Genomic DNA, 17,496 nt, shown 5'->3' with positions numbered 1-17,496 from the left:
TGGCGCCTCTATTATTGTTTTGACTATTATTACTTTCTCTATTATTGCTTTCGGTTGGAGGCAGTAAAATTCGCCATCTCGGTGGTTAGGGTCTGCCGCTAAACTGCTCACATTTTTGTGTGGTATTCATTATTCCTGCACGTTTTTACTTCCCGTCTTACTTATTAAAATCCTTATATTTCAATCGCTTTTAACGATTCTCCCTCACGGCTAAATTGGTTTTTATCAAATAGACTATAAGCCCTCTGTCGACATCTGTATTTTTATGCTGCGATTATTGGTAATTAAAGTGGATGATATATTATTACCAATTTAAGGATTTTATTTGGTAATTAAATGGGCTTACCAATTACCAAATTGTAATAATTGTTGGCATTTTTGTTATTACAATGTGGTACTATTTTTTGGTCTTCACTGTTTTTCCTCTGCGGAGGCATGTGTAGATAGCTTGTCGCCAGTGCTCTCTTAGCTACTAGTAAAGCGGGGTGGAGCAAGCACCAAAAAAATAAATCAACACAATAATCACATTTATCAAACAAGGGTAAAAACCATGACAGCAAATACTTTTATGGGCACTTTTTTGCGCCCGCTTAGCTATGCCGCGTTTATTGGCAGCCTATTGGTAAGCACCAGTGCTATGGCGCTCACCGTTACATCAAGTGGTTCCGACGGCAATGTCGCTACCAACACTATCGACAATAATCTCAATACTCGCTGGTCTGCTAATGGCGACGGCCAATGGATCAAATACGACTTAGGTCAGTCCTTCACTATTGATGACCTCTCTATCGCCTTCTACAAAGGCGCAGATCGTACATCCACCATTGAGATTCAAGTTTCCACCGACAACAAATATTGGAGCACCGTTTTCTATGGTACTCAGCCCAAAAAAACCAACAGCCAACAAGAATTTAATATCACCGATACCGCGGGTCGCTATGTAAAAATTATTGGCCACGGCAACACCTCCAATAATTGGATCAGCTTGACGGAAGTCGATATCAACACCCTAGGCGGCGCGACCAGTTCCACTGCAAGTTCTACTGCGTCTACTGCAAGTTCTAGTATTAAATCCAGCGTTAGCGCTAGCTCAGTGGCTAGCGGCGGCACAATTCCCGCAGCGCTTTACACTAACTTTGAAGCAGAAGGCAGCAGCCCTTTTGTTAACGGCAATTCCATGGTGTTTAAAGCACTGGTAGAAAAAGTTGTCACCTCTAACGGCAATGGCTGGCGTCATGAATTAAAACTCATTAAAGATTTGCGCCAGGGCATGACTAAAAATTACGAATACTTTAAAGCGGATGTAAAAGTAGACCTGTCGAAAGGCGGTAAATTAATTGCACTGCAATACCACGCCGAAGACACAGGTACTATCGTAAAAGTGTATGTGTCCGACAGTGATGAGTCTGGTTTTATCAACAGCGTTGCCAAAGACGGTATTTTTGATGTCTATGTACGCATGTTGCCCGCCAGCGGCGGCAGTGAAGAAAAATACGCATTGGGCACCATCAAAACTGGTGAAAGTTTTACGCTTACCTCTACCAACAACTACGGCAAGGTAACCGTATCTGCCTTCTCCAAATCTAAAACCCTAACCGTAGCTGACGGCGGCGCTTCTTATCTTAAGTTTGGTAACTACCTCCAATCGCAAGACCCAGTAGGCAGCGCTAAGTGTTCAGACTTTGCGTCCTGCTACACCAAGTTTGGCATCACCACCGCAACCATCACCATGAGTAACGTGTCTTACAGTCGCCAATAACGTCTAATTCACCTTAAGCAGCTGTAAAAAAACCGACCCACATTTTTGTGGGTCGGTTTTTTTATAGGGCATAGTTTGCGGTAAACTCAACCTATGGTCTGCTAATGGCCAATTGCGGTAGATGTGCCAAGGTTTGTATGCTTGCGATGCAATAGCTACTCTCTGTAATGCCATTGTGCTAAATAGCGGCTATCTTAAGTGCATCGAAGTTAATTGCACCTGTATCAACTGTGCTGATATTAATCGCATCGATATTAATTGCGCCTACCCTAACAGTGTCTTGCCTACATCCTATGTCTGAAATTATTTATATTCTTTTATTATCCCTACTCGCTGGCGCCGCTATGCCGATAGGTGCGCTCTGTGCGCGGCTTGATCTAATTCATCCTTCTATTTTGGGGTCATCTTGGCGTCATTTCATTGTCGCCTTCGGTGGTGGCGCACTCATCTCGGCAGTGGCCTTAATATTAATTCCCGAAGGCACAAGTAAATTAACCCCCGCACCGGCGGCATTTTGCTTTGCGGCGGGCGGCCTCTTTTTTTATTGGTTGGATAATTATTTAAACAAACTAAAAAGTTCTGCAGGTCAGCTAGTCGCCATGCTCTCCGACTTTATTCCCGAAGCTATTGCCCTAGGCGCCGCCTTCGCCGCCGGTGAAAACTTCGGTTTATTACTGGTACTGCTCATGGTGTTGCAAAACCTGCCCGAAGGGTTCAACGCCTATGAAGAACTTTGCAGCAGCGCAAAGCTGCGCTCAAATACCATTGTTGTCGCTTTTGCGGGCTTAGCATTAGTAGGTCCAATCGCCGCCGCCATAGGCTATTACCTATTGGCGCAACAGCACGAACTTATGGGCGGTTTAATGCTCTTCGCCAGCGCCGGGATTTTGTATTTGGTATTTCAAGACATAGCGCCCGAATCTAAAGTAAATCACCAAGGCATGCCCGCCTTAGGCGCAGTTGCTGGGTTCTTGTTGGGCTTGGTGGGTAATATGTTGATTGTGGGTGGGTGAATGTTCTCGTGATACAGATATTTAAACTGCTAGAACTGTCATTTCAATGTTCCAATGTAATATTTTTCAGGATGGCTTAACGTAAAAGCTGAGGGCATTATTTAGAAAACACCTAAATGAAGTGTGAAGTAAGGTATAAATAGTAAAATATATACCCCTATGAAAGGATCTGCGTTTTGGAAAATATAATAATTCACAATTTCCCCCCTAAAACCCTAGCGCGATTTAGGTTAATTGAATTGCTAGCCTACTGGGAGGGGCGAGTGAATGCTCAGGACTTAAAACACTATTGTGACCTTAGCCGACAGCAGAGCAGCAGTGAACTTAATAATTACAAAGAATTCGCGCCGCAAAATCTCATGTACAACGCATCACAAAAAGCACATTTACCGAGTGAAAGCTTCACACCCTTATTTATCACTACAGCTGCAGATGAATACCTTTACTGGTTTCATCACGGACATGTAAGTGCGCCGTCTACGCATCATTTATCTGAATCACTTTCAATTCCATCACGAAAAATATCGCCTTTTGTAATGCGCGGCATAGTGACAGCTATGCGCCAACAAAAACGCTTGGAGGTGGATTATGTATCGCTCAACAACCCCAACCACGAAGGCCGAATCATTTCGCCGCACAGTTTTGTGAATACCGGTTTGCGCTGGCACCTGCGTGCATGGTGCGAAAAAAGTGGAGACTACCGCGATTTTGTTTTAAGCCGTTTTCGCGGCACGCCAGAACTGATGGAAAAAGCAACACATACCGCAATCGAAGACACCGCTTGGAATACTCCCGTCATTATTAAACTTGCGCCTGATACGCGCTTATCCCCCGCTAAACGCGCCGTCTTAGAAAATGATTACCAAATGCAAAACGGCCAATTACACATCACCACTAAAGGCTGTTTAGTGCAATATCTCCTGCGCGAATTGCAAGTCAGCATCAAAGTTATCGACGGCACCCCCGAAGCCCAGCAATTAATATGTGTAAACCCTCAAGACATAAAACCATGGTTATTCGACGCTTAATGGCTGTAATGCGGTGTAATAGCTAAATACCTGCCTAGTTTGTATACCTGTGTTTATGCGCAGTGTTGTGGCGTATTGAAAAATGCGTAAAGTTACGTGATTGAAAATAAAATGGAGCTTTAAGGTGAATGATCTATCCCCGTCAGATTTAAAGGCAATACTGCATTCAAAACGCGCAAACCTCTACTATTTAGAGCATTGCCGCGTAATGCAGAAGGACGGCCGAGTCTTGTACTTAAAGGAAGCTAAGGCAGAAAATCAATACTGGAATATTCCCATAGCCAATACCACCGTAATTCTTTTAGGTACGGGCACCTCCATTACCCAAGCCGCCGTGCGCATGCTCGCCCAAGCGGGCGTACTAATAGGTTTTTGCAGTGGTGGCGGCACACCGCTCTACATGGGTAGCGAAATAGAATGGATGACCCCGCAAAGTGAATATCGCCCCACACAATACCTACAAGGCTGGATGGGATTTTGGTTTGAGGCCGAAAAGCGCCTAGAGGCCGCTAAGGATTTTCAGCAAGCGCGCATCGCCTTTTTACAAAAACTTTGGAGCAGCGACAGGGATTTAATCGCCGAAGGCTTTAATGCGGAAGATAAAGACACCCAACAAGCATTAACCACCTTCACAACCGCTATTATCAGCGCGCAAAAACCAGCCGATTTACTCTTGCAAGAGGCTAGGCTCACCAAAACGCTCTATAAAATTGCCGCCAATGCAACCAAGCATGGCGACTTTACTCGCCAGCGTGACGCTCAAAATAATAGTACAGACAAAGCCAATAGCTTTTTAAACCACGGCAATTATTTAGCCTATGGACTAGCCGCCTGCACCCTATGGGTATTAGGCATACCCCATGCCTTTGCTGTTATGCACGGTAAAACCCGTCGCGGTGCTTTGGTGTTCGATATTGCCGATCTCATCAAAGACGCTATAGTCCTGCCCACCGCATTTATCTGCGCCAAAGAAAACGCCACAGAGCAAGAATTCCGCCAGCAGTGCTTGCAAATGTTCGCCAAACACAAAGCGTTAGATTTTATGTTCGAGCAAGTGAAATTGGTTGCATTGCAGGGCAAAGCAGAAGAGGAAAACCCACAGGAAAATTATGGGGTAAGTCTTACATGATGGTCACCTTTGTAAGCCAGTGCGAAAAAAATGCCCTCAAAAAAACACGCCGCGTGCTTGATGCCTTTGCCAACCGCATTGGCGATAACACGTGGCAAACCGTAATTACCGAAGACGGATTATTAGCTATTAAAAAAATGCTGCGCCAAACGGCAAGTAAAAGCACGGCGGTAAGCTGCCACTGGATAAGATCGCGTGCGCGCAGTCAGTTTTTATGGGTGGTGGGGAATAGGAATAAATTTAGTGAGGAAGGGGTTGTACCGGTTAACTATACAGATAAAGAGGTTTTAATGGACGTTCCAAGTGAAAAGCCAAAAGCAGGTATTTTATATGCCAATACACATCTGCAACCACTAGCCGAGCATTTGTTTGCTGTTGGGTATGTCGCAGAATCCCTGCATAAAAAATTGGTGCCTAATGCAGAGGAAAAATCGTTAAAAGTAAGTTTTTTAGCAGGATGCTTACACGATTTAGGTAAATTAGATCCAATTTTTCAATCTTGGGTTATTAACCCTAAAAAAAGGGGTTTTATTGCTGATGATGGCCAGCATGTTGATGATGTTAAATTTAGTTTTGATAAGCATCCTCGGCATAATGAGGTGTCACTGCTGCTTTGTTATTTGGTAGATAGCCCGTTATTGAAGTTGGTGAATAAATCCAATAAGAACGCTATTAAGCATGCTGTCTATTGGCACCACGCAAAACCCTATCGTAAGGAAAAAGATGCCTTCTCATCTTATAAATTAATATCGAAAAAGCTAACTGCTAACCAAAAAGAAAAATCACTTGATGAAATATTGGTATCTGCTACCAAATTGCTAAATCAGGTCTCCGGTATAGATAAGCGTTATAGCGGTGCAGCAAACTCTAGGGTGGCTGATATATATAATCAAGAACTTGATATTGACTGTACAGATGACCTAAGTGATGCTCCACCATTGCCTAGTTATAAAAACTACGAGCCAGAGGAAGCTGTTCAAGATTATGCAAAGGCAGTAAGAGTAAATGCTGACAATAATATATACAGAACATGTGTGATTACAGCAGATCGAGTTGTGTCATCGTTAAATGCTACTGAGTTGCATGATGCACTAATTAATAAAACCTTGGATGACGTTGTGCTTGACTTACTGTTACCAGAGTCGTCATTAATTTCTCATATTGAGCAGTGTTTACAAAATTTTCCTGATGACGAAAGAGGTAAGCAGCAGCGGATGGCCGCTGAAAATCTTAATAACGCACAAGGTGTTGGAGTATTGGCTGGTGCAGCAGGATGTGGGAAAACAAAAATAGCGCTGGAGTGGGCGAAGCTAAAGAATGCACAAAAAATAATATGGGTTTGCCCGAGAGTGCAGGTTTGCCAAGGGTTGTTCTATGAGTTAACCAGTGACAATTACTTGCCTAGTGCTACGGTTGAAATTAATACGGGTGAATTTAAGTTTTTAAACAATTGGGGGGAATTAACGCCTGATGATGAGTATTTTTCTGGTGATGTAGTTATAACTACAATAGATCAAGTTTTAGGATCAATAATTAGCCATACCAAGGCTAACACCTTAGTTGATTTTATGAATGCTCACGTGGTGTTTGATGAGTTTCACGAATATGTAAATATGTCGGCTTTTAATTTGTTGTTTGCAGAGCTTGTGGCTTGCAAACAAACCAAGGAAATCCTTGCCAATACCTTATTGGTCTCTGCTACACCTCATTACACCTATGTCGAAGAGCTTTTAGGTATAGATAAAGACGATATGGTCGTAATGTCATCGTTTAATCACAGTCAATACCAATTGGATTTTAAGCTGTTTAACGATAGTGTTTTAGATGATAACAACCCTCTGTTTACTCGGCAGCAAGGTAATACATTTGTAATCAGTAACATGGCGCTTACTGCACAGAATAGTTTTATTCGCCATCAGTTAGATGAAAATTCAATCTTGTTACATTCAAAATTCAAAAAAAGTGACAAGCGTAAATGGTTTGATGAAGTTTATGAGTGTTTTAAGAAAGACGGCACAGGAAAGTATGAGGTATTGCGTAGTGGGCCAATAGTCCAAGCGTCACTCAATATTAGCTGTGATTATATGGTGGCTGAAATTACCAGCGCCGAAGATTGCTTGCAACGACTAGGGCGTTTAGATCGGTTCGGGAAAAACGAAAAAAACACCTACTGTTTAGCTGTACCTGAGGCTATTGCTGCTGCAAAAGGTAATAGCGCCGCTACACGTTTTTTATCACACATGCATGTGTTAAGTTCCGTTAGGGCATGGTTTCAAGTTTTGAAAAATGAGCTGGATGAAAAATCGTTTAGGTTGGTTGATATCTACGATCTATATCGAGAGTTTCATTCTAAAGATAATACGAGAAAATATATAGAAGGTGATTTGGTTGGCTCTCTAAAATCTAGTGTTATAGCAATAAATTCGAAGGTTCTAGATCCTATTGTTGTTCCGCCTAAAAAATCACAGGAAAAATCCCGGTCCAAAATAAGTAAGTCTTCCTTAAGGGGGGACAATCGATTTGTGCAAATGGCAATTTGCAACTTAAATGATCGCTATAAACCTGAGTTTATAAATAAGTATGCTTATTTAATGCCGTTAGATGATGTAACTGACATCGACAACTTAACCTATTCTACCAATGCAATAAATGGGTATGGAAAAAGCGATCAAAATTTAGTGGCGAATATGTTTAAAAAGCATCACAACATTATGGGTGGGATAAAACCATTTAACGATTTCACTTTGTTAAATGAGGCAAGAGATCCTGAGCTTCCCATTTATTTGAGTTATATCACGCAGGATTTAGAGCAAGTGGGTGGTGAGTCTGCACGACATAGTCATGCAATATATTATGCTGTGTGTGATAAACAGCCAATAGGCGCAATTTCAATCAACCAAATTAACAACACAACCGACCTTGAGGATTAAAGCATGGAAAAAGTAACTGGAATTAAAAGTGTAGATTTTAAAATTAAAGCCTTAGGGCATGGGGTAGTGAATTGGAATGGGCCTACCTCTTTGAATGGTGGAGATGGAAAAACAGTGGATAACCATACACTTCCTAAATTACGTGGCTACACCAATTTGACCGGAAAAATTAAAGATGAAACAGGCTACAAATATAAAAAAGAAGCCACCGATATTAATTTTAAGGAAACGCCTTTGTATATTAGTCAAAACTGTATAAGGCACCACTTGTTTAGAGATCAGGCATTTGATTTGCATTATGCCAGCGAAAAAAATTTACAATTGGTTATTTCGTCTATCACTGGATTAATTCGGGGGTATGTAGTCCCATCTAGCCAATGTAAGCGTACTAGCCCATTGTTACTTGAGGATTTTGTAGACCAGTTAGGTAATGGTAATTTTGAACAGTACGGCCAAGCTGGTGCTCGTGATAGTTCGTCTTTCTTTTCTAAAACTACATTTGGCGATACTGAGTACACATCTTATGGCTCAATAAGTGTCGAGCAGTTGCAGTTTGTGTCTCTGGATAGAAAGTTTGATCGTGCTGCAATAGTTGTTAAAGAAGGTCAGGGTGAAGAAATTGCTGAAGAAGTTACCGTTTTTATAAAATCACTTAACCCAGAGTTAAATCCGCAAGCTACCTTCCACCCTAATTATGTTCGTAAGGGTACTATTTTTGAAGAGGGGGAAGTGGGGATTTTACTAAATGATGATGCGATTAAAGTTTTAATTACACATACGCTATCAATGATAGAAAGCCTATCTATTAGGCAAGCAAAGAGCTATATGTATGTAGATGAAATAAAAGTTGATTATAACGATAGCAATAAAATGATGCGTATAAAAAGGAATGAGTCAGAAATTTCTGAACATCCAGAGTCATCATTTGCAGTGTATTTTTACGCTAAGTAGGGGTTTTCATGCGAATTGAAATTGAGTATGAAGCTTCTTGGCGAAATTCTTTTTTGGATGGTGACAATAATAGTCCTCTTCCTAAAAATGGCCGAGAGTATTTAGGTTCAATGACCACCTTGAAAAAGGATGGTAATTTTATCGAGAGAAAAGTTACCTTAGATACCGTTATGGGTTTGTTGAATCGGCTAATAGGAGATCAGCGTAAGTTGTATCAAGCGAGAGAGATGAAAACCTCTGGGTTTTATTTTTTTGAGGATATTGAATCTAAGGTTAGCTTTGAAGATAAACCATTACTGACAAATGAGATTGTATACATCCGCAACATGAAGGGAAGTACAGACCAAAATTCCTTTACCGGAATTATTAAATCAAGTGACCCAATGTTTTCATCGGATTACTCTCGTGAACTTTGGGGGGTGTTGGCTTTAGATTTGCAATCGCTTTGTACCTTTATTAATGATGATTCCAATGTGATTGATGGGATTGATACTGACCCACTAAATGCCTGTGCATTAATGGAAGAGTTGGAGAAATTAAAGCCTGTAAATAATGATGGATTTGTGGCGGAAGCTTTAACGACCTTGGAGTCATTTTTCCCAGGAACTATTTATCTTAATAATAAAGATTTAGTTATAACGTCCTCTTTATATTGTTCAGCGCTTTATCTGCAGTTGAATCGCTTAACTAAGCGTTTTGACTTGACATCTGCACTCACTAAATCTGGAGGGATAAGTGGTATATCGAAAAGAGGGTTTACCAAAAAGGACTTTATGGATCGTTTTACCTCAGGTAAGAAAAAAATGCTTTGGGGTAATCCATTTATGTTAAAAAAATTAGTGAAGGGGCAAGGTGAGGTAACGTCAATTTTAACTAAAGCCAGCGGTCAGCTTGAAATAACAATTGATGTTGATCAGCAAAAAGGTCAAGAAATAAAAACGATGATTGAGAATGCCGGTGTGTCTGCTTTTTATCTCGGTAAAAAAGGGCTGGCCTACGTTTCTAAAATTCGAGTATAGGGTGGCGTAATGAACTATTACCTAGATATTGTATTAAAGCCCGATGCAGAAATGCGTGAAAATGTATTGATGAACAAGGTTTATACCAAGCTACATAAAGCACTTTGTGATTTCCAAGCCAGTGATGTTGGTGTTAGCTTCCCTAGCTGGAGTGTCATGTTGGGTACGCGAATTAGGCTGCACTCTAATTCGGAGCGATTAGGGCAATTACTTGCTGCAAATTGGTTAGGTGGGCTTGCAGGCTATTGTGATGTTAGTGGTGTGAATACTGTGCCTGATAATGCGCAGTATCGTGTTATTTCGCGTATTCAGACCACAATGTCTAACGCCAAGCTTCAACGTTTAATCAAAAGGGCTGGTATGGAGGCAGTAGACATCAAAGCCTACAAGGCCAAAATGTTTACCCGTGGGTTGGATAATCCATATGTGGAATTAGATAGTAGTTCTAATGGCCATAAACATAGACGTTACATTAAATTTGGCGATTTACAGTCGACCGCGCAAGTTGGTGATTTTGATCATTTTGGGTTATCTAAATCAGCCACTGTACCTTGGTTTTAAAATACTGGGTTAAACCGCCAAAGCGCGGTTTAACCCAAATTAACCAAGTAAAATTGCTCTTTAAAAATGCGCAATAAAATCAATAGGTTACAAAGCCGCTCTAAACAAAGGGTAAAACCTTAAAAATTAGGTAAGTGGTTGTTGTAACTTATTTTTTTGCTTGTAAGATCTAGTTCACTGCCGCGAAGGCAGCTTAGAAATTTAGTTGATTGGCATATGTGACCTTACTGTCGTTCACTGCCGCGAAGGCAGCTTAGAAATTCGCTTTGTTGCTAAAAGTGTTATAGGGAGCGTTCACTGCCGCGAAGGCAGCTTAGAAATTGCTAGAATAGGTAGTGCTGTCTACTCAATAGTTCACTGCCGCGAAGGCAGCTTAGAAAACTAGATCGAGTTGCGACTTAGACACACTCGTGTTCACTGCCGCGAAGGCAGCTTAGAAAAATTCAGTACAGCATTAAACTCAGGTCTTTCAGTTCACTGCCGCGAAGGCAGCTTAGAAAGAAATAGTGCTTAGCAAAGTTAGCGCTGAACGGTTCACTGCCGCGAAGGCAGCTTAGAAATTTTCTATACACAGATTTTTGTTCAAGCCAGCGTTCACTGCCGCGAAGGCAGCTTAGAAAATCTATGAGGGTGCTACGCCTCGTGATGCTCAGTTCACTGCCGCGAAGGCAGCTTAGAAAATTTACATCAATATCACCCGTCAACCTAGAATGTTCACTGCCGCGAAGGCAGCTTAGAAACAATGTTCGGCTCGTTGCGTCATTTGTATACGTTCACTGCCGCGAAGGCAGCTTAGAAATTGCCATAAATCAAGCGAGCTTCCCCGCTGATGTTCACTGCCGCGAAGGCAGCTTAGAAAAAATGCTGCAAGGTTGTTAAATCAGGGGCGAAGTTCACTGCCGCGAAGGCAGCTTAGAAATTTTTCATAAGAGGCTTGCCCTCGCCCCGCGTGTTCACTGCCGCGAAGGCAGCTTAGAAATCAATAAATGGCACACTTTGGGCATTAACGGAGTTCACTGCCGCGAAGGCAGCTTAGAAACTGTTAAAATTCCACAACATGCTTAAGGCTCTAGTTCACTGCCGCGAAGGCAGCTTAGAAATAAAATGGGGGCTGCGTAGTGCATTTAGAGACGTTCACTGCCGCGAAGGCAGCTTAGAAAAGAGAAATACAACGCCGCCGCGCGTCTGCTTAGTTCACTGCCGCGAAGGCAGCTTAGAAAATTCTGAGTGTCTCCCGACAAGTCTAGGCAAAGTTCACTGCCGCGAAGGCAGCTTAGAAAACAGCACTATTTCTCAAATATGCCCAATCAACGTTCACTGCCGCGAAGGCAGCTTAGAAAAGCCTGCAGAATCCAATAGCCCAGCTTTTTATGTTCACTGCCGCGAAGGCAGCTTAGAAACAACATATTTTGATTGCGCCATTCTGAGTGTCGTTCACTGCCGCGAAGGCAGCTTAGAAAAAAAAATAAGGGTGATGAATGATGCGAGTGTTCACTGCCGCGAAGGCAGCTTAGAAAATATATGCGCCAGCACATGCAGCGTCTTTTATGTTCACTGCCGCGAAGGCAGCTTAGAAATGGCGATAACACCCGTTTTTTATAAATGACAAGTTCACTGCCGCGAAGGCAGCTTAGAAAACAGGAATTGTCATGGCAGGAGGGTGCCATGCGTTCACTGCCGCGAAGGCAGCTTAGAAATACATCACCACCGGTCGCCACGGCACCCAGCGGTTCACTGCCGCGAAGGCAGCTTAGAAATGCAGCACCCCGACCGCCCTGCAGCCCTTGGTGTTCACTGCCGCGAAGGCAGCTTAGAAAGTCTGCGGAACACGCAAGTTTTGTTTCTGCAGGTTCACTGCCGCGAAGGCAGCTTAGAAAAGTAGATGCGCGCTTTAAGTCAGAGCGCGAAAGTTCACTGCCGCGAAGGCAGCTTAGAAAATCTTCATTGTCGGCATCTAAGGTGTTCGCCAGTTCACTGCCGCGAAGGCAGCTTAGAAATTCCATTACAGACGACAAAGAATTTGTTACACGTTCACTGCCGCGAAGGCAGCTTAGAAAGCGTTTTAAATGAGTTGAGAGCATGTTTCCCTGTTCACTGCCGCGAAGGCAGCTTAGAAACACCACCGCCTGAGCCATCGCCGCCAGTTTCGGTTCACTGCCGCGAAGGCAGCTTAGAAAGTAAGTTCAGCTGCGGTAACATCAAGCGCCGTGTTCACTGCCGCGAAGGCAGCTTAGAAAGCAAAATCCCGAAATCAACAATAAGCGCTTGAGTTCACTGCCGCGAAGGCAGCTTAGAAATGAATCATTGGCCACTGCGATTTTTATGTACTGTTCACTGCCGCGAAGGCAGCTTAGAAATACAGAAATTAAACTTGCGTGGGCAGCAGCTAGTTCACTGCCGCGAAGGCAGCTTAGAAATGGCAAGCCTTCATGAAATACGATCATTACCAGTTCACTGCCGCGAAGGCAGCTTAGAAATTTGCAATATGCGGCGCTTATTGCAGCGATGAGTTCACTGCCGCGAAGGCAGCTTAGAAATGATTTGAGTTTTGCGCTCCACTAATTGCCACGTTCACTGCCGCGAAGGCAGCTTAGAAATTTCAAAAAGGTAAAACAAATAACATACGGTAGTTCACTGCCGCGAAGGCAGCTTAGAAATGTATCTCTCGGTGATGATTCTCGCAAGCGTAGTTCACTGCCGCGAAGGCAGCTTAGAAAAGTCTGTCAGCCTTAGCGTGCTTGGCATTATTGTTCACTGCCGCGAAGGAAGCTTAGAAATATTAAGCCAAAACATTTTTGCGGCTGATCAGGTTCACTGCCGCGAAGGCAGCTTAGAAAAACATTGAAGTTAGGAAAAGAATGAGAAAAACGTTCACTGCCGCGAAGGCAGCTTAGAAATGAGTTGATAGACGTGATAACTTGCGCCGCTGGTTCACTGCCGCGAAGGCAGCTTAGAAATCAATTAAGAACGCTTTTTCAACTGCTGGCTAGTTCACTGCCGCGAAGGCAGCTTAGAAAATTAACGGCGGGTAGTGATTGGGTGCATGAAAGTTCACTGCCGCGAAGGCAGCTTAGAAATGTACTGGGTGACGGTCTGCGCGCGTTGTTTAGTTCACTGCCGCGAAGGCAGCTTAGAAATTGCGTATGCGTCCGATTCATTAAACGGATTTGTTCACTGCCGCGAAGGCAGCTTAGAAATGATTAGCGTTCATATATGCATTACCAACCGAGTTCACTGCCGCGAAGGCAGCTTAGAAGAAAACTGTGGCGCGGGGCGACAAGGGGCAAAAGTTCACTGCCGCGAAGGCAGCTTAGAAAAACTCATGCTTAGCTTTTGTTAAGGCGTCAACGTTCACTGCCGCGAAGGCAGCTTAGAAATAAGCAATAGGTCACCACACGACTACTCACGGGTTCACTGCCGCGAAGGCAGCTTAGAAAGGTAAATCTGCGGGATAAATACTTTCTTTTGGGTTCACTGCCGCGAAGGCAGCTTAGAAATGGTTAACAAAGAGCAGTGCGAAAAATCTTTGGTTCACTGCCGCGAAGGCAGCTTAGAAAGGCTGATGAATTTGTAAGTAAAAAATCCTTTGGTTCACTGCCGCGAAGGCAGCTTAGAAAGATGGGAGTTCTTCGTCGAGTGTTGCGGCTGTGTTCACTGCCGCGAAGGCAGCTTAGAAAATTATGAGCGTTTACCGCTGGCCCGCTGATAAGTTCACTGCCGCGAAGGCAGCTTAGAAAGATTTTTGTTGCTTCGATTTTTTTTGCTGTGAGTTCACTGCCGCGAAGGCAGCTTAGAAATGCTGCGTTATCTCAGTGAACCCGCGCGCTGTGTTCACTGCCGCGAAGGCAGCTTAGAAATACTACGCATCAGCCAGCTCGCTCAATTCTCTGTTCACTGCCGCGAAGGCAGCTTAGAAATCTGATTTTTTGCGAGGGTTTTGCGACGGGTGGTTCACTGCCGCGAAGGCAGCTTAGAAATGCCTTTGCAGGTGCTTTAGGCTACGCATTGAAGTTCACTGCCGCGAAGGCAGTTTAGAAAAGTCGATGGGAAATATTTTAAAGGCCCCAGAAGTTCACTGCCGCGAAGGCAGCTTAGAAATATAGACGAAATAAAAAGCTTTTTATTGTGATGTTCACTGCCGCGAAGGCAGCTTAGAAAATCAAAAATTAAGAGTGTTCAGCGCGGCGTTTGTTCACTGCCGCGAAGGCAGCTTAGAAAACAGCAAACGGTTTGCGTCATCTGCCGGGTCTGTTCACTGCCGCGAAGGCAGCTTAGAAAGATTGCTTGCAATTCGCTTGTGTCTATCATTTGTTCACTTCCGCGAAGGCAGCTTAGAAAGCTTGAAGTGTTCCAGCAGCGGGAGGACAATCGTTCACTGCCGCGAAGGCAGCTTAGAAAGATTTACTTGAGCATAACTATTTTCAAGTTGCGTTCACTGCCGCGAAGGCAGCTTAGAAACAATTTGGGAACCAGGTGAAGGCGCTGATCCGGTTCACTGCCGCGAAGGCAGCTTAGAAATCACGCCGAAAGAACTGCGGTGTTCATTGCACGTTCACTGCCGCGAAGGTAGTTTAAAAAAACCTATTTCTAGCGCGTTTTTGGTGGGTGGCCTCAATGTCGCCTTTTCGAAAACTACGCCATCCGCCGCCTGTATGACGAGGAGTCGGAAATATGGTGGTTCTCGGTGATAGATATTGTGCAGGTACTTACGCAGCAGCCTGATTATCAAACGGCGCGCAAGTATTGTAATAAGCTTAAAGAGCGTTTAAATGAAGAAGGGAGTCAACTGGTTACAGATTGTCACCAGTTGAAACTGCTCGCTGAAGATGGCATGCAACAAATGACCGATGTAGCCAAAACTGAGACTCTACTGCGCTTGGTGCAATCAACCCGACTATCACCCACAACACTTTTTAAACTTTTTCCCGCTGCCGCATACGCAGGGGTCATTGCGGCCAATTTTGGCGGCGTCGCGAATGAAGGGGGTGCGGTTGGCTTGGGCGTTGGCGCGTTGGTTGAGCCAGTAGGTGTAGAGGCTTTGGGCGGCGTATTGGAGGTGGTTTTTGAGTTCTTCGAGTTCGTCTGGGGTGAGGGTTTCGGCACCGGTGAATTGGTCAGGGCCGGCGAAGTAGGTGATGGTGGCGAGGTCGCCGGCTTCGGCATCGGGAATTTCTTCCCATTGTTCTGCGCGTAATTCAACGGCGCGCACATAGCCTAGGCACCATTCTTCGGCGTCTATTAGGGTTTTGCCGTCTTCTTCGTATTCAAAGAAGAGGGGGTCGAAGTCGTCTGAGCCGTCTATGAGGGCGGCGCCAATAAAGTTCATTTGGTCGATGAGCAGTGTAATGAAACGGTCTAGTTCGGCTTCATCGACACCTTCCGGTTCTTGGTCGCCCCAGATGGCGCTGAGCCATTCGCTGGGCATTATGGCGTCGGGGCTTGAGACTATCCCGGTTAAGAAACCATCCAGCTCTGAGCAGTTTTGTACCGCATCTTCATTGTGGTGTGCACGGGCGAGAATGGTGTCGATGAATTCTATGGCGGCATCGGTGAAGGGGCTGGGGTTCATAAACTGGGCTCTTTAATGGGCCGCTGCACGTGGTTGGGCGGCTGATTTTGCGATTGATGAGTATTTGAGCAGGGCGCAGTTTACCTTATTTGATATTTAGCTGTTAGCGCGTAGACTCAACCCGCGGTGAATGACGTAGAAAGAGTGGTTTTGGCGCTATAAAAGCTTGCTCCTTGGCTATGTGGTTTCTCAAAGAATTTCGGGTGTTATATGGAAACAATGAAATACGATGTGATTGTAATTGGCGCAGGTATTCAGGGCGCAGGTGTGGCGCAGGCAGCGGCAGCGGCAGGTTATTCGGTATTGGTGCTAGAGCAAACTGCGCCTGCGGCGGGTACCTCGAGTAAATCGTCGAAATTGATTCATGGTGGCTTACGTTATTTAGAAACCGCACAGTTTGGCTTGGTGCGCGAAAGTTTGCATGAGCGCGCTTTACTGCTGCGCTTAGCGCCGGAGCTGGTAAAGCTACAGCATTTACATATTCCTGTTTATAGCGATTCCACACGCTCGCCCTTAACCATACGTGCGGGTTTGAGCCTTTATTCTGTGTTGTCGGGGTTTGATCGCGATGCGCGTTTTAGCCGTTTAGCCCCAAAGGACTGGGCTGAATTAGAAAACTTGCGTCTAGATGGTTTGAAAGCGGTGTTTCGCTATCAAGAAGCGCAAACAGATGATGCTGCCTTGACCCGCGCGGTATTGCATTCGGCCATGCAGTTAGGGGCAGAAGTGCAAATGCCTGCACGGTTTGTGGGGGCGGTACGCAATGGCCAGTGCTGCCATGTGGAATTTGAAAATACCCAAGGTGTTCAAACAGCAAGCTGCCGCGTGTTAGTGAATTGCGCTGGGCCCTGGGCTTTGGATGTTTTAGCGCGTGTTACGCCGCGCTTGCGGTTGCCTGCCATTGAGTTAGTGCAGGGCAGCCATATTCTGTTGCCGCCGTTGCTCAAGCAGTATTTTTATTTAGAGGCACCGCAAGATAAGCGCGCTGTGTTTGTATTGCCTTGGCAGGGCCAGCTGATGGTGGGTACTACAGAAAAAATGCACCAAGGCGCACCTGAGGCCGCCCACTGCAGCGACGATGAGCGCAATTATTTATTGAAAACACTGATGCATTACTTCCCCGATTTAACCGTGCCCGCTGATGAAGTGAAAACCTTTGCGGGTTTACGCGTATTGCCCCGCAGTGAGCGCACCGCCTTCGCTCGCCCGCGCGAGGTGATGTTTAACCTTGATGATGAGATACGGCCACGGGTGTTGTCGGTTATGGGCGGCAAGCTCACTACCTATCGCGCAACGGCGTTATTGGCACTGGCGCGGCTTGCGCCTTCACTGCCGGTAACAGAGGCCAAGGCGAATACGGCTAGCTTAAAGCTGGTGCCTGTATCTGAAGCGGAGTTAATGAGCTGCACTGTGTAGTGCTGTTGGTTTCATCGACTTTTCTAGCTTGCTTCGCAGTGCGTGCTATTCGCCTGCTTTTTCTTACTCGCTTGGCTCCTTAAACAGGAAGCCAAGCGCAAAAAATGCTTTCAGCCTAAAA

General features: G+C 44.6%; 10 protein-coding genes and 1 CRISPR repeat array. Of the genes, 9 read left to right on the top strand and 1 reads right to left on the bottom strand.

All coding sequences use genetic code 11. The features are described 5' to 3' along the window. Nucleotides 1-550: 550 nt before the first annotated feature. The 8 genes from AC0KUT_RS13100 to cas6f all read left to right on the top strand — a co-directional run bounded on the left by AC0KUT_RS13100 (nucleotide 551) and on the right by cas6f (nucleotide 10,390). Nucleotides 551-1,759, top strand: a complete 1,209-nt coding sequence (locus tag AC0KUT_RS13100; protein WP_488830539.1) for a polysaccharide lyase family 7 protein — start codon at nucleotides 551-553, stop codon at nucleotides 1,757-1,759. Between the two features lie 293 nt (nucleotides 1,760-2,052). After that, nucleotides 2,053-2,772 carry a ZIP family metal transporter gene (locus AC0KUT_RS13095; protein ID WP_488830537.1) on the top strand — a complete coding sequence of 240 codons (720 nt, stop codon included), beginning with the start codon at nucleotides 2,053-2,055 and terminating at the stop codon, nucleotides 2,770-2,772. A gap of 176 nt (nucleotides 2,773-2,948) precedes the next feature. Beyond that, on the top strand, nucleotides 2,949-3,800 hold the full coding sequence (locus AC0KUT_RS13090; protein ID WP_488830535.1) for a WYL domain-containing protein: 852 nt from the start codon (nucleotides 2,949-2,951) through the stop codon (nucleotides 3,798-3,800). A 124-nt stretch (nucleotides 3,801-3,924) separates the two neighbouring features. Further along, nucleotides 3,925-4,929, top strand: a complete 1,005-nt coding sequence (cas1f, locus tag AC0KUT_RS13085) for a type I-F CRISPR-associated endonuclease Cas1f (RefSeq protein ID WP_488830534.1) — start codon at nucleotides 3,925-3,927, stop codon at nucleotides 4,927-4,929. Then, nucleotides 4,926-7,859, top strand: coding sequence for a CRISPR-associated endonuclease Cas3'' (locus tag AC0KUT_RS13080; protein ID WP_488830532.1), 2,934 nt, complete (start codon nucleotides 4,926-4,928; stop codon nucleotides 7,857-7,859). Before cas1f ends, AC0KUT_RS13080 begins: the two co-directional genes overlap by 4 nt. Before the next feature lie 3 nt (nucleotides 7,860-7,862). Beyond that, a complete protein-coding gene (gene cas7fv / locus AC0KUT_RS13075) occupies nucleotides 7,863-8,810 on the top strand; it encodes a type I-Fv CRISPR-associated protein Cas7fv (RefSeq protein ID WP_488830530.1) in 948 nt (315 codons plus the stop codon). A gap of 8 nt (nucleotides 8,811-8,818) precedes the next feature. After that, complete coding sequence (cas5fv, locus tag AC0KUT_RS13070; RefSeq protein WP_488830528.1) at nucleotides 8,819-9,829, top strand: type I-Fv CRISPR-associated protein Cas5fv; 1,011 nt, start codon at nucleotides 8,819-8,821, stop codon at nucleotides 9,827-9,829. 9 nt (nucleotides 9,830-9,838) lie between these two features. After that, a complete protein-coding gene (gene cas6f / locus AC0KUT_RS13065; protein ID WP_488830525.1) occupies nucleotides 9,839-10,390 on the top strand; it encodes a type I-F CRISPR-associated endoribonuclease Cas6/Csy4 in 552 nt (183 codons plus the stop codon). A 172-nt stretch (nucleotides 10,391-10,562) separates the two neighbouring features. Beyond that, a CRISPR array of direct repeats spans nucleotides 10,563-14,968; the repeat unit is 28 nt; unit sequence GTTCACTGCCGCGAAGGCAGCTTAGAAA. A 319-nt stretch (nucleotides 14,969-15,287) separates the two neighbouring features. Here cas6f and AC0KUT_RS13060 read toward each other — a convergent pair. After that, nucleotides 15,288-15,959 (bottom strand): UPF0149 family protein, encoded by a 672-nt coding sequence (locus tag AC0KUT_RS13060; protein WP_488830524.1) that lies wholly within the window; start codon nucleotides 15,957-15,959, stop codon nucleotides 15,288-15,290. A gap of 210 nt (nucleotides 15,960-16,169) precedes the next feature. Between AC0KUT_RS13060 and AC0KUT_RS13055 the strand changes: the two genes are divergently transcribed. Next, complete coding sequence (locus AC0KUT_RS13055) at nucleotides 16,170-17,375, top strand: glycerol-3-phosphate dehydrogenase/oxidase (RefSeq protein ID WP_488830522.1); 1,206 nt, start codon at nucleotides 16,170-16,172, stop codon at nucleotides 17,373-17,375. Nucleotides 17,376-17,496: the final 121 nt, after the last annotated feature.

This window comes from Cellvibrio sp. 25HG11W-0 (genome assembly GCF_057815475.1).
This window is presented reverse-complemented; position numbering and strand designations above follow the sequence as displayed.

Excerpts from the sequence above, each read along its gene's own strand:
- AC0KUT_RS13060 (WP_488830524.1), bottom strand. The coding sequence starts at position 15,959 with ATGAACCCCAGCCCCTTCACCGATGCCGCCATAGAATTCATCGACACC.
- AC0KUT_RS13055 (WP_488830522.1), top strand. The coding sequence starts at position 16,170 with ATGGAAACAATGAAATACGATGTGATTGTAATTGGCGCAGGTATTCAG.
- AC0KUT_RS13080 (WP_488830532.1), top strand. The coding sequence starts at position 4,926 with ATGATGGTCACCTTTGTAAGCCAGTGCGAAAAAAATGCCCTCAAAAAA.
- AC0KUT_RS13095 (WP_488830537.1), top strand. The coding sequence starts at position 2,053 with ATGTCTGAAATTATTTATATTCTTTTATTATCCCTACTCGCTGGCGCC.
- cas6f (WP_488830525.1), top strand. The coding sequence starts at position 9,839 with ATGAACTATTACCTAGATATTGTATTAAAGCCCGATGCAGAAATGCGT.
- AC0KUT_RS13100 (WP_488830539.1), top strand. The coding sequence starts at position 551 with ATGACAGCAAATACTTTTATGGGCACTTTTTTGCGCCCGCTTAGCTAT.
- cas5fv (WP_488830528.1), top strand. The coding sequence starts at position 8,819 with ATGCGAATTGAAATTGAGTATGAAGCTTCTTGGCGAAATTCTTTTTTG.
- cas7fv (WP_488830530.1), top strand. The coding sequence starts at position 7,863 with ATGGAAAAAGTAACTGGAATTAAAAGTGTAGATTTTAAAATTAAAGCC.